Source organism: Micromonospora sp. AMSO31t, assembly GCF_008868175.1.
Classification (GTDB): domain Bacteria; phylum Actinomycetota; class Actinomycetes; order Mycobacteriales; family Micromonosporaceae; genus Micromonospora.
This window is the reverse complement of the sequence record NZ_WBKT01000011.1, coordinates 39,510-52,562: the sequence shown is the minus strand read 5'-3', so window position 1 is coordinate 52,562 and position 13,053 is coordinate 39,510. Positions and strand designations below refer to the sequence as shown.

General features: G+C 69.5%; 12 protein-coding genes. 7 read left to right on the top strand and 5 right to left on the bottom strand.

The window, feature by feature from the left end; translation table 11 throughout:
* Window positions 1-113: 113 nt before the first annotated feature.
* Window positions 114-443, bottom strand: coding sequence for a hypothetical protein (locus F8274_RS04605; protein WP_151461017.1), 330 nt, complete (start codon window positions 441-443; stop codon window positions 114-116).
* Between the two features lie 874 nt (window positions 444-1,317).
* Between F8274_RS04605 and F8274_RS31765 the strand changes: the two genes are divergently transcribed.
* The 3 genes from F8274_RS31765 (at window position 1,318) to F8274_RS04595 (ending at window position 3,573) form a co-directional block, all read left to right on the top strand.
* Window positions 1,318-1,908: a DUF2637 domain-containing protein gene (locus F8274_RS31765; protein WP_225853608.1), complete on the top strand. Its 591-nt coding sequence runs from the start codon at window positions 1,318-1,320 to the stop codon at window positions 1,906-1,908.
* 66 nt (window positions 1,909-1,974) lie between these two features.
* Window positions 1,975-2,181 carry a hypothetical protein gene (locus F8274_RS31760; protein WP_225853607.1) on the top strand — a complete coding sequence of 69 codons (207 nt, stop codon included), beginning with the start codon at window positions 1,975-1,977 and terminating at the stop codon, window positions 2,179-2,181.
* A gap of 453 nt (window positions 2,182-2,634) precedes the next feature.
* Window positions 2,635-3,573: a replication-relaxation family protein gene (locus tag F8274_RS04595; RefSeq protein WP_151461016.1), complete on the top strand. Its 939-nt coding sequence runs from the start codon at window positions 2,635-2,637 to the stop codon at window positions 3,571-3,573.
* A gap of 125 nt (window positions 3,574-3,698) precedes the next feature.
* Here the strand turns inward: F8274_RS04595 and F8274_RS04590 are convergent, their stop codons facing one another.
* From F8274_RS04590 to F8274_RS04580, 3 genes are read right to left on the bottom strand one after another with little or no spacing between them, the layout of a single operon-like run.
* Window positions 3,699-3,953, bottom strand: a complete 255-nt coding sequence (locus F8274_RS04590; RefSeq protein WP_225853606.1) for a hypothetical protein — start codon at window positions 3,951-3,953, stop codon at window positions 3,699-3,701.
* Window positions 3,954-3,955: 2 nt separating this feature from the next.
* Entirely contained in the window at window positions 3,956-5,110 is a 1,155-nt protein-coding gene (locus F8274_RS04585; protein WP_151461014.1) for an FAD-binding oxidoreductase, read from the bottom strand.
* A complete protein-coding gene (locus tag F8274_RS04580; RefSeq protein WP_151461013.1) occupies window positions 5,107-5,328 on the bottom strand; it encodes a hypothetical protein in 222 nt (73 codons plus the stop codon). The genes F8274_RS04585 and F8274_RS04580 overlap by 4 nt, the downstream gene beginning before the upstream one ends.
* Window positions 5,329-6,032: 704 nt before the next feature.
* Here F8274_RS04580 and F8274_RS31755 point away from each other — a divergent pair.
* From F8274_RS31755 to F8274_RS04560, 4 genes are all read left to right on the top strand, one after another.
* The gene (locus F8274_RS31755; protein ID WP_225853605.1) at window positions 6,033-7,181 is read left to right on the top strand and encodes a hypothetical protein; all 1,149 of its coding nucleotides are present in this window, start codon (window positions 6,033-6,035) and stop codon (window positions 7,179-7,181) included.
* Window positions 7,181-7,744: a GNAT family N-acetyltransferase gene (locus F8274_RS04570; protein WP_151461012.1), complete on the top strand. Its 564-nt coding sequence runs from the start codon at window positions 7,181-7,183 to the stop codon at window positions 7,742-7,744. The genes F8274_RS31755 and F8274_RS04570 overlap by 1 nt, the downstream gene beginning before the upstream one ends.
* Before the next feature lie 1,276 nt (window positions 7,745-9,020).
* Window positions 9,021-9,704, top strand: coding sequence for a very short patch repair endonuclease (locus F8274_RS32540; protein ID WP_370518194.1), 684 nt, complete (start codon window positions 9,021-9,023; stop codon window positions 9,702-9,704).
* Between the two features lie 42 nt (window positions 9,705-9,746).
* Window positions 9,747-11,051: an ATP-binding protein gene (locus tag F8274_RS04560; protein ID WP_151461011.1), complete on the top strand. Its 1,305-nt coding sequence runs from the start codon at window positions 9,747-9,749 to the stop codon at window positions 11,049-11,051.
* Between the two features lie 18 nt (window positions 11,052-11,069).
* Here F8274_RS04560 and dcm read toward each other — a convergent pair whose 3' ends face one another.
* Window positions 11,070-12,857: a DNA cytosine methyltransferase gene (gene dcm / locus F8274_RS04555; RefSeq protein ID WP_225853604.1), complete on the bottom strand. Its 1,788-nt coding sequence runs from the start codon at window positions 12,855-12,857 to the stop codon at window positions 11,070-11,072.
* Window positions 12,858-13,053 lie beyond the last annotated feature (196 nt).

The window sequence follows — 13,053 nt, the reverse complement described above, 5'->3', positions numbered from 1 at the left end:
CCCAAGGTGAGGTGAGCGGTGCCGACGTGGCGCAGGCCCGCCCGGCCGCCCTCGTGCAGTGCCTCGTAGACCGCGTGCCGGACGGCCGGGGTGAATGCAGGCAGCGGCGGTCGTCACCCGCGGTGCAGGGCGCGGGCGCGGTCCGCACCGTTGTAGGCGGCCTCGCGTAGCTCCGCCTCGGCCAGCCGGGTGATGTCGTCGTCGAAGCCGGGGGCGAGCCTGCTCCGTTGCGGCGGCTCCGGATCGGTCAGCTCGCTGCGCCCCCGCCGCACCGCCCGCACGGCCGGGTGGCGGAGATCCGGCCACAGGCCCCCGAGCGTGCGGACCCGGACGAGGGTGAACCAGAGCACCAGGTCGGTGCCCACGAACGGCAGGCCGTGCCGGACCGCCCGTCGGTAGGCGTCCGCCAGCGCGCCGCTGAACCCGACACCCGCTTCGATCACGGAGTCCTCCTTCCACCGGCATGATCGCTGACCAGGGCAAGCCCTTCCACCGTGCGCGGACGTCCCTATCCTGCCGCCCCGGTGGGACGGCGAGGCTTCGGCAGCCGCCGGCTCAACCGTGGCTTGAGGGCCAGGACCAAGGTGCCTGTCGCCGGTCTGGCGGAACGTGCCCTGGCGGATTGCGCTGCACTGGACTGGCGTCACAGTTCGGTGATGAGCAGCACGGAAATCGGGGGTTGACTCGGCGGCCGTTCCCGGGGCGTACTCGATATGCGTTCCCGCACGGCCGGCTGGCGCGGTCGGACAGAAGACGAGCGCGGGCGCCCTCAGCACGGGGTGCCTGCCGTCGTTCGCGCAGGTGTTGCGGAGGACATGGAGAGATGGGAGGTCCCACATGAAGGATCACTCATCGGCGAGTTGAGTCACACCACTGTGGCGCTCGTCCAGCGCTGCCGGTGACGAGAGTCGTGACCCTTGTGGCGCGTCCTGGCCCTCTGCCCTCCTACGCTGCCCGTTGACCTTGACCTGCAGTACGCGTCGTAGCGGCACCCACCCGCCCGGGTGCCGTGCCCCCGGGTTGTTTGCCGGCTCGATCACAAAGAAGTGTTGGGCGACTTCCGCACGCACAAAGGGTTCCGCCTTGCCGGGCATACCCCGGCAAGGGGCCGCCGCGCGAGAACAGACCAGATTCGCGTAGGCGCACCCGACGGCGCTGTTTCATCGCTGGTGAATCCCTACAAGTGAAGCTGGAGCACGAACATGATCTCAACCCCCGTCAATCCGAACGGGCTGGCGACTGCCTTGCCGGTCCGCCGGACCAGGGTGACGCCATTCGAGGCTCCACCCGGACGACGTGTCGACAGGTGGTGGGCCGTTGGCACCACGTAAGCAGCGGCCGCCGGACCTGCCCGCCGAGGTGCGGTCGGGGCGGGAGCGGCTGGAGAACCGGATCCAGGTGCTGATCATGCTGTTGATCGGCGGCGCGGCCGGCGCAGCCTCGTTCCGTCACGTCCATGACGTCGCCGCGGCGCACGGCCAGCCGGGCTGGCTCGCCTGGGCCGACGCTGTCGTCCTGGAACTGGCCTCCATCTCCGCCGGCCTGGAACTGCGCCGCAACCGGCGCTGGGGCAAGAGCATCGCCTTCCCGGCGACCGTGCTGACCGTGGCGGTGTTCCTGTCCCTGGCGGCCCAGGTCGTGGAGGCCGAAGCGTCGGTGATCGGCTGGGTCGCCGCCGCGCTGCCGGCGCTCGGCTTCCTGACGATGGTGAAGATCGCCCTCGGCCGCGCCGACCCGGCCCCACCCGACCGCACCGCCCGACCCACCCGAGGCGAGCCAGGACCGTCGCATCTCGTGGACGTGGTAGTCCCGGACACCCGCAACCCGGTCCCGGGACCGCCGCCGGTCCCCACGAGCACTGCCACGGTCCGGGACCGCACCGCCACGGTCCCGGCTGCAGCGGACTAGGACCGGGCGGTCCGGGACCGCCGCCGCAGCGGCCCGCCGGTCCGGGGCCGGAGCCCGGACATCGGCTTGCTGGTCCCGGCCGCCCGGACCGCCGCCCACACGCTCGCCACCCACGGGATCCCGCTGTCCCGCAAGGAACTCGCCCGGCAACTCCGCGCGGACGGGCACCACCTGTCCAACGCCACCGCCTCCGCACTCGTGCGCGTCCTGCGCGCGGAGGCCACTCCACCGGCCTCGGCCTCGCCGAACCTGTCCCACCCGGAGGCCGCGTGACAGACCGACACCCCGTGACTCCTGTCAGACCGAGCCGCCCCGGTCAGACCAGCACCTGTCAGGAAGCCGGCTACCTGACAGAACCTGACCGGACCTGTCAGAGCGAACACCGTCGCGCCCGCCGCGGCGCAGCAGCCAGTGCACCCGCTGCCCCTTCAGCCGGATCCCGACCCGCACAAGGAGCAACGAGCATGTTGAACCAGGTCAACGACCCCCACCCGCGCCACCAGCGCTGCCCCCAATCCGCATCACCCGCCCTCGCACCCCTGGGTCCAGGCGGTGTGCCCGGCAGTGCCGGTGTCGGTGTCGATCTCCATCTCACCGGCCGCCTTGATGTTGACCCCCAAGCCGACCCCGCTTCCTCGCTGACAGCCCAGGTCAGGCCCACTGTCAGCGGCGCCGATCGGTTCCAGACACACCCTCATGTGTGGGGTGTCCCCCCAGGGGCCGCCCATGCGTAAACCGCTGCCAGCCGCGGATCCGCTGCTGCGTCTGCAGGCCAGCATCACCGCCCGCGACGACCTGCTCCTTGGCTGGCTCTACGACCACGGACTGCTGACCACCGACCAGATCGCCGTGGCCCTGTTCCCGTCCCTGGATTTCGCTCAACGCCGGCTGCGCCGCCTGACCGTCCTTCGCGCGGTGGACCGGTTCCGGCCCAACAAACCCGACGGTGGCTCCTACCCGTACCACTACGTCCTGGACCAGCTCGGCTACAGCCACGTCCGTGCCCAACGCGGCCTGGGACCACCACGCCGGGACCAGGCCCGCCGCCGCAAGCAATCCCTTACGTCGCGCCCAGACCTACCCCACCTGCTCGGCAGTAATCAGGTCTTCATCGACCTCGGCTGCCACGCCCGCACCCACCCCAACAGTTGTCTGGACCGCTGGCAGCCCGCCTCCGCCTTCCACGAACCGGGCGTGTTCTACCGCGAAGGCGGGGACCCGCAGATCATGGTCCACGGTCCGAGCGGCTTGCCCCGCCCGGACGGCGCCGGGGTGTGGACCGAGCAGGACCGGTCGGTGCCGTTCTTCCTCGAATACGACACCGGCCGTGAACGCCTCGACATCCTCACCGAGAAGATCGCCAAGTATCAACGCTTGTACGCGATGAGCACCTGGGCATGGCCGGTCCTGTTCCACCTACCGTCGGCGCGACGGGAGGCGAACCTGCACCACCGCCTCACCGGCACCACGCCACGAGCGGTCGTCGCCACCACCACCGCCGACCTACGCGCCGCCACCGCCGCGAGCCCCGCTGAGCAGGTGTGGCACCTGGTCGGTGGCGCCGCCGGCCATCGCCGCCTCATCGACCTGCCCTACATCGACGCCCGCCACGACCAGGAGTTCCCCACCCGCACCGCGCCCGACCCGCACGGGCGAGCATCCTGATGGCCTTGACGGTGTGAGCAGCTCGGTTGACCGGGCTGCTCACACCGTCTTTTCCGTGCCGGCGGGTGCGGGAGGACCGGAAGCCGGGCGGGCTCCTGCGAGCAAGCGGCAAGCCAGCCGTGAGATCAGGGAGCTTGGTATGTCCGCTGCTCCGACTGCCATGCCCGTAGCGCGCCCTTGATCCGCTGGTTCTCCGCCCGCACGTCGTCCCGCTCGCGGGTACACCGCTGCAGCTCGAAGGCAAGGCGATGCAGCAGGGCATCGACTTCGTCGACCTGGTAGCCGCGCCGCCCTCGTCGGGTCAACGGCAACGGCGCCGCGGCGATCCGATCCGGGGTGAGCGGGCCGCGCAGGGCGTGCCGGCTGCGGTAGACGGTCACCGTCACGGGATCCGTTCCGACAGGTGGATCCGCTCGCCCGGCACCCCGGCGGCGAGCAGCCGCAACCGCGCGCCGGCCAGCATCAGCGGCGGACCGCAGACGTAGACCTGCTGCTCACCGCGCAGGTGGTCGAGGGCGACGGTCAGCGCGTCGCCCCGCTCCCCCGGCTCAGCGAGCGAATCGTGGGAGAACGCCGGCACGACGGTCAGCCAATCGTGGGCCTGCTGAAGCTTGTCGAGGGTGATCGCGTCGTACAGGCTCGCCACGTCACGGCTTCCCGCGATCAGCGTCACGCGCCGGCCGTCCGGGGCGGCGGCGGCCTGCTCGACGATCGCGCGCAGCGGCGCCAGCCCGGTGCCGCCGGCGATCAGCAACAGGTCCCCGTCGTGCAGGCTCAGCCCGGTGTCCGCCGGCGGGCCGAGGTGGAGCAGCTCGCCGGGGCGGACCTGATGGACCAGGCTGGTGGAGACGGCGCCGCCGCGGACTGCGCGGACGTGCAGCTCGACAGTGCCGTCCGGACGCGGCGCGTTCGCCGGGCACAGCCAGCGCCACCGACCGGGCCGGCGCGGCGTGCAGACCGGCACCGCCTGGCCGGGCCGGTAGAGCAGCCGCCGCCACGGCCGCACCGTGATGACCCCGACCCCGTCGCAGGCCAGATCATGGTCGAGCACCTCCACCGGCCACCAGGCCGGGCCGTCCCCTGCTCTTGTGGCTGCCCGCTCGACTTCTTGCCACGGCACGGTGGTCCGTAGCGCGTCGTCGATGACCGCCTGATGCTCTGGTCGCAGGCCGAAGCGGTGGTACGCGCGGCCCAGGACGCTCAGCAGCGCCACCTTCTCGGGGCGGTCCGGGCGGCCGGTGAGCCGGCGCAGGGCGGCCTCGATCAGCGGGGCGTACCGCTCGGGCAGCAGACCCGGGCAGCGGTCCTCGACCTCCTCCCAGAACGAGGGCCGCCGCAGGTAGCTCTCCGCGCGGCGGTGCTCGGCCTCCGACCAACCGAGGTACGGCAGCTCGGTGTTGGTGGTCAACGCTCTTGCCACCTGCTGCGTCAGGCGGTCCCGGTCCACGCCGATCAGGTACGGGGACAGTTCCGCGTCCGCCGCGACGAGGCTGAGCCAGCGGGCGACCGCCTCGGGCGGCGTCTCCTGTTCCGTCACGCCGGCTCCCCGAGATGCTCCTCGGTGAGGCTGGCGGCGTGGATGGTGGCGTGGGCCCAGCGGGCCGGGCCGCACGGGTACGGGACGCGTTCGCTGCGGCACGCCTGGCCCTGCGGCGAGAGCTCGGGGGCGTGGACGCGGACCGTGTGGACGGCGAGCGTCAGGTCCTCGTCGGTGACCGGGGTGAGCACGGGACTCTCGGCGAGTACGGCGGACATGGGTGGGCGCCTCCGGCGGTGGGGTGCGTGGAGTGGCGCCGGGGCGGGCGAGGACGGCCGACGCCGCACGGGGAACGACGCGGCCGGAGCCCAGCACCCGCCCCGGGCCATGCGATCACTGTCCAGTCAGTTCAGGGGTGCCGGTATGCCGCGATGATCGTGCGCCCCATGCACGCTGTGCATACGGCTGGTCACGCTGATAAGGCTGGAACGGGCTGCTGGGTCTGCGGTGCGCCACGTCTTCGCGGGCGGCGTGGGTGAGCGGCCAGCGATGGGTCCGGGCGTGGTCCGCCGCAGCCGGCCCAGCGCTGCGAGAATCGTCGATATGCGCCGCGCGTATACCGCAGGCCCGAAGAACCGCTTGAATGGATGGGCTCGACTGAGCACCATCGAGATAGCCACCCCGAATGGCGAGGTTGTCGGTGACACGTTCGAACTGCCCCCGCTGCGGGGGACGCCTGGCCCGCGACAACGACAGCGGACGCTGCGGCCCCTGCCAGGCCGCCGAGCGCGATCGGCTGAGCAGCCCGCCCGTGGTGCCGGCAAGCTTCTGGGAGCACGAGCCGGTACGCCACGCGCTCGCAGAGCGGCACCTCGGGCGAGCGATCCGGGCGTGCCGGTACCACCCGTACCACGGGCGGAACCCGTTGCCCCAGACCGTGGTCGCGGGGTGGCTGGGGATTACGCAGGCACAGTTGAGCCGAGTGGAGAACGGGTTACCGCTCGTGCACTTGGACCGGCTCGCGCACTGGGCAAGCCTGCTTGGGATCCCGGCATCCCGCCTCTGGTTCGCGCTTCCCCGCAAGCTCCCCGTCGTCGCGGACCTGTCAACGATCACTCCCGAAGAAGGTGGCGCCACGAACCGCCGACAGTTCCACGCCGTAGCCGCTCTCACTGGGATTCAGGCGAGCGGCTGCTATGACCTGCTGCCGCCGCCGGCCGATCTCCCGCCGACCGTTGGGATGGAGCAGGTGCGGTACGCCGGCTCGCTCGTGGATGAGTTCCGCCGGGCGGACGCGGCGGTAGGCGCCAACGCGCTCTGCGACATCGCAATGCAGGTACACAAGCGGCTCTCGGCCTGGGCAGCGATGGCGGCCTACAGCCGATCGGTGGGTGACGCGCTGCAGAGCGCTCTGGCGGATCTGGCGATCCAGGCGGCCTGGCTCGCCATCGACGCGGATCGCCGAACGGAGGCACGCCCCTTTCTGAACGAGGCGATCACCCGGGCACGGATTGCGGACGACTCACGGGTCGAGGTGCGGGCCTTTGCCTGCATGTCGTTGCTGCTGCGTGAGGAACAGCCTGGCGAGGCGGTTCACTGCGCCGAAGCAGCTCTGCGTGCTTCGGCCGGGTGGGCCACGCCGAGGTTGAGCACGCTCTTGCACCTGCGGGCGGCCTACGCCTACGCCACACTCCGGGACATGCTCGGCTTCGAGCAAGAGATGACCAGGGCTCGCCGGGCCTTCGATGGCGGCACCCACGAGGACGATCTGCCGTTCATCTCGTTCGTGACGGCACAGGAGGTCACCGGCATTCAGGGCCTGTCATACCTTGTGCTTGACCGGCCCGATCGAGCGGCCGAATGCTTCCGTTCCGTGACAGGCTCCCCCTCCGCCGCTCACCGGCGCAACCAGGTCTACTACACCGTCCAGCTCGCCCTGGCGGCGAGCCGGCAGGGTGATGTCGGCGAGGCAGCACGGGTGGGCATGAGGGCGTTGCCGAAGGTGAACCGGGTGCGATCAGGCCGCGTGACCCGGTTGCTCGCCGAGGTGCGGTCCGATATGGCCGTGGCTGGCCGCTCGGTGCCGCAGGTTCGCGAGTTCGTCGAGGCCTACGACAGAGCGTTGGTCTGATGTTGGAGAACCTGCGGCTGCGGCACTATGGCGCAGAGCGAGCTCAGGAGCTGGTCGATCAGCTCATGGACGTATACCTGGACGCGCATTCCGAGGACGGGCCGCTCTACAACGCGCAGCGGTACCAGCGGCAGCTCACGTTGCACATGCCAAGGGCCGGCTGGGAGCTGGTGGCGGCGAGGGTCGACAGGGAGCTGGTCGGCTACATCTACGGGTTTCCGCTGGCACCGGACACGCGGTGGTGGGACGGGATCCAGGAACCCATCCCGGTCGGCTTCACGCATGAAGACGGCCAGCGGACCTTCGCGATCAGTGAGCTGTTGGTCCGCCGCAGATGGCAGCGCCGAGGCATCGCCCGGGCTCTGCACGACGAGTTGATGAGCAGTCGGACTGAGGAACGTGCCACCCTCCTCGTACGTCCGGCCAACACGGCTGCTCGGAATGCGTACCGCGCGTGGGGTTGGCAGTCTGTCGCCAGCCTCCGGCCGGCCTGGGAAGATGCGCCTACCTTCATGGTCCTGACGAGAAAGCGAGATCAGCGCCCATCAACCGGCGCCGAATGATCATCGGACGGACGCGGCTGCCGCCTACCCCCTGCCAGGCAATCAACGTCAGCTTTCCGGAGTGTCGGTGCGACGCCCCATCCGCACTCATCCAAGAAGGATCTCCTCCGGTCGCTGCGCCTCTACACCGGCCTGCTCGGCAAGCCGGAGACGGTTGTCCCGGACTTCGAGTACGCCAGCTTCGACCAAGGCGCCGAGACCGTCCTCGCGATGGTCGGCGGCCGCGCGGCGGAGGCGGTGCTGCCGGTGGGCCGGGGTGACGGCGGGGTACTCGTGGTGGTCCTCGTGCCCGACGTTGTCGCCACCATCGCCGCCCTTCCGGCCGACGTGGTGGTGGCCGCGGCCGCCGACCGGCCTGGGTGGGGTGTGCGCTCGGCTACCTGCGCGACCCGGAGGGCAACCCGGCGCACCGCAGCATCCTCATCGAGGATGCGGAGAAGGCGCTGCGGCACTCCCACTTCTGGTACTCGCACCTGGTGCTCCTCCAAGCGCTCACCCTGCTGGCCCTCCCCCGGGATCCCAGCAAGACGCTGCGCGAGCGGGGACACGGTTCGGACTCACAGCCTGGTCACCTACTGGACCTCTTTCGCCGGCGGCGGCATCGCGCCCCCGCTGCCCGGCAGCGGTGCGGCACACCCGCTCGTCCTCGAGGTCGCCGACCTGTGGGTCGAGGCGCTCACCGACCGCCACCCGGAGCGGCACTGCTGGGTGGACGGGCGGGAGATCGTCGGGCGGGTGGGGTGGTCAGCCCTAAGCCCGGCGTCCGCCGGCTCTAGGACTCCGGGTTGCCGCCGTCGCACGGCTGGGCTGTCCTGCAACCGCGGGCCCAACGGTTGCTGGCCGACGTGATGCTGCTGCTCAACCTCGCTGACCGCGGACAGGACAACTCCTAGCGGGCGCGTCGGCTCAGCCGGGCCAGCCGGGCCGTGCTGCCCCCATGCCTCACCATCGACCGCAGCGCCATGCGGTCACCCTGAGCCGCCGCCAAGCCCACCACGTCCAATCGGGCGCCACCGGCATCGACGACTGCCCGCTCCTGCTGTGCCCGCTGCCGCCGAAGGGCGACGAGCTGCCTTACCAGTTGGACGAGGCCTTCTGCTCGCACCAGGTCGGTCGTCGGGCGCTGGCTCCGCTCGCCGGGGCGGCGGACTGGCAGGCGGTCAACGGTTGCGTCCACGGAAGTGGTGTACGACTTGCCCGTGATGGGCGTGTTGCGTAGATAGGAGGCGGCCACCGCGCGATCCTTCGAGACGGCTAAATCCAACGAAGGAGAGTGATGCGCGATTACACCACCAGCGCGGACGTGACCGCGACGGCTTTCCACCCGAAAGCTTGCTTGCCCGCTCCACCATCAGCCGTTTCATCGATGGAAGCGGCAAGTGTCCGGGATCTGACACGGCTAGGGTTGTCCGACACGAGTGATAGGGAAGACGGCGTGCAGGAGCTTAGGGGCGCCACCACAGCAGCGTGCGGAGTCGTGGCGATGACTAGCGGATCCGGAGGTTTGCCTGGCGGTCGGCAGCCAGCACCGTTGAGCGAAGCCGTCTCCAACCAGATGAGGCGGATGCGCCGGGCCTCCACCAAGCCCGAGCTACTCGTCCGCCGAGAACTACACCGCCGCGGTCTGAGGTTCCGGATCAACCATCCTGCGCTGCCGGGACGACCTGACATCGCCTTCACCAGAGCACGTCTGGCCGTCTTCGTTGATGGGTGCTTCTGGCACCAATGTCCAAAGCACGGGGTGATGCCGAAAAACAACCGTGAGTGGTGGCAGGCGAAGCTGCGTCGAAACGTCGAACGGGACCGGGAGAAGGACGCGGCACTGACGGCGCTGGGCTGGCAGGTTCGGCACTTTTGGGAACACGAGGACCCTGCGGCCGTGGCGGAGGAGTTGGAGCAGACATGGCGGCATCTGCGGACACCGCCGGCTCCTGTTTCAAGATCACGACGTAGGTTGTGACATCCTGGTCGTCACCAGGGACGACTTGACGGAGGTGGGCGGATGCCCGGCAAGACGTGGTTCGACGTCGCACCCTCGGCTGCACGCCTGACGAACTCGCTGCGCGACATCGGTTACGACTTCCCGACCGCAGTGGCGGACATCGTTGACAACAGCGTCGCCGCCGGCGCGTCGCGGGTGGAGGTGATGATCGAGTTCGCTGGGTCGAAGACGCGGGTTTACATCGCTGACGACGGACGCGGCATGTCTCCCGGAGCGCTGCTCGAGGGACTCCGGCTGGGCACACGCCGGACGTATAAGGCTGGTGAACTCGGCCGCTACGGGCTGGGGCTGAAGACGGCATCCCTGTCGCAGTGCCGCTCGGTGGCCGTGATTTCCCGGAGCAACCCCGACGTCGTGCGGACCTCAGCCCGAGTCCTCGACCTTGACATCGTCGAGGAGTGGGACCAGTGGGTAGTGGTCGACCCTGGCGCGGATCCGGATGTTGCCAGAGCTCGCCAGTGGCTGGCCGAAGGGACGGGAACCGTCGTCCTCTGGCGCAACCTCGACCGCGTGCTTCCTGAGAACCGCCCCGAGGGAGGTTGGGCGCGCCGGCGACTGGAAGCGCTGGCGACGAAGACAGCGGAACACCTCGGGATCGTTTTCCATCGATTCCTGGAAGGGGTGGGCGGACACGCCCCGATCGTCATCACTGTCAACGGTCAGAAGGTACGACCGTGGAACCCGTTCGCCCCTGACGAGGACGGTCGTTCTGAGCTGCCCGCACAGCGCTTCGAGGTCGCCGTCGGCAACGTGTCCGGGCACGTTGACCTACGCCGTTTCATCCTGCCGTCCCGTGACAGGTTCTCCAGCCCGAGCGAATTCGAGCGACTGTCCGGGCCACTGAACTGGAACCGACAACAGGGGCTCTACGTCTACCGCGCCGACCGGCTGGTGCAGTGGGGTGGCTGGAATGCCATCCGCGGCATCGACGAACACACCAAAATGGCCCGGGCTTCGCTCGACTTCAGCACGGACCTCGACTCCGCCTTCAACATCAACGTCGCGAAGATGCGGGTCTCACTGCCAGCCCAGCTGCGTCAGATGCTGGAGGCACCGGTCAACGAGCTGTGCCTCTACGCCAACGACGCCTACCGCAAGAGCGCCCGGGTGAAGGCAAAGCCGTTGCCACAGGACCTGAACATGTCCTCGGACGTCCGGTCCGCCACGCAGGCGGCGACGACCACCGGGCTCGCCCTGAGAGCGGCGGCGATGCAGTCCGGCGAGTGGGCCGCCTGGCAACGGATCGCGGCGACCCTGCGCAAGGACGCCCCCGAGATCGCCCAGTCGCTGGGTCTGGAGCCATGAGCCGCTGACGGACCCGGCTCAGAAGAGCCGTAGCGGGTCCGCGCGCGACTCCGAGCAGAGCTTCTGGAGCGGGCAGGCGTTGCACTCCGGTTCCACCGGACGGCACAGGCTGTTGGCCAGCTCGACCAGCCCCAGATGGGCTCGCCGGGCGTCCGAGTCGGCGCCGATCATCCGGGCGATCTCCAAGCGGCCGTCCGTGAGTCGGTTCCGACGATCGACAGGATCACCGCTGAAGCGGGCGGCGACACGGAGTACACCCTTCGTCACGAGAACCGGCTCCTCGGACTCCTCTTCAGTGTGTGCGGGCACCACGAGAATCGCGAGATCGGCCACCGCTTCAGTCAGCCCCGGGACCTGGCGGAGCTGGTCGTCGTCCCGGAGCAGCTTCGGGTTGTCGGCGAGTCGGCCGGCCAGTTCCAGAATCGCCCCCGCCCGACCCGGCCGCCCTGCCCACTTGCTGATCTCCAGCAACTCAGCCTCCGCGAGGACGGTTTCCTGCGGCTCACGCCAGCGGGCCAGAAGTGGCCAGATGAAGCGCACCACCTCGGCCGGCGCGCGGTCCAGAAGCATTTCGGCCTGAATCACCTGCCAGCGGGTTTCCGCCCTCAGCCACGGAAGGCCGCGGACCACAGCGCTGTCGAACCACGCGGCGAGAAGCGCAGCAATGTCCTGCGTCGTCGCGGGCACCGGTCGGGGATCGTCCAGAGCCGCGCGGACAGCACCGGCGAGGTGCTCTCCCAGCAGCGGGGGAACGGCGTTGCCGATCTGGCGGAACGCCGCAGACGGCGGCCCGGCAAAGCGGAACCAGTCCGGGAACGTTTGAAGTCGTGCCGCCTCGCGAACCGTGATGGTGCGGTTCTGCCGCGGATGGATGTACCAGTAGCCGTCCTTTGCGATGTGCGCGGTGATCGTGCGCGACAGGTTGTTCTCGTCGAGCCGCTTGTACTTGTCGTCGAAGATGTCCTCGCGGTATCGCTTGACCTCATCCGGGAGATCCCGGTACCGCGTGGTGGCGTCCATCGCTTCGAAGGCGCGAGCGTCATCTTCGCGGACGGGGCGCGTGATGTGGTCGAAGATCTTGTTCGCGTCGTCCGCAGGCACCGACTTTCGCATGCGCCGCTGAAACTCGCTCTGCGGTCGGTCGTAGTCGCTCCAGCCCTCCGCCCCGCCCTCCGGCCGCCATCCACCTTCCACTTCCGGAAGATCACCGATTGCGTTCCAGACCGTCACCCGCTCGCGCTGCTCCTGCGGCCAGGCAAAAGCTGCGCCGCCCCGAAGCGCCACCAGAATGAGCCGCTGGCGGAACTGCGGAACGCCGTAGCGGAAGGTCTCGACCGAGCGCTCCTCGACCGAGTAACCGATCGACTCCAGCTCATGCACCATGGTCCGGAGAATGAACATCTCCTTGTCCAGGGCCATGTCCGGCACGTTCTCCATGAGCACGGCCTGAGGGCGGGCGGTGCGAGCGATCTCAAGGAAGGAGCGCCACAGGTCCCGGCGCTCGTCGTACGGGTCGCGCAGCCCGTGACGGACCCGATGCCTGATCTTGGAACGCCCAGCCTTGGAGAACGGCTGACAGGGAGGGCCGCCAGCCAGAAGTTCCACTCCCGCCGTCTTGATCAGTTCGGCCACCTGTCGAACCCGCTCCGGGTCCCCGAGGTCCCAGTCAACGCTCATCCCGCCGTGGTGGTGTCGATGCGTTTCTATTGCTTCCTCGTCGTGATCCACCGCGATCACCACCTGGTAACCGGCAGCTTCCAGCCCCAAGCTGAGGCCACCAGCACCGCTGAAGAGGTCGGCGGCCAACCTGCCACCATTTGCCCTCAGCCTCGACGCCAAGGAAGCGAGCTCCTCGGGCTCGGAGCAGGCGTCAGGGTGAGGAGCAAGCCGAACGAAAGGACCGCGCACCAGCTTGACCCCGTACCCGCGGCGACGAACAGGGGCGGCGGCGGGTTGGTCTTCACTGGTCACGATCAGGCAGGTTACCGCCAGGTCGCCTGTC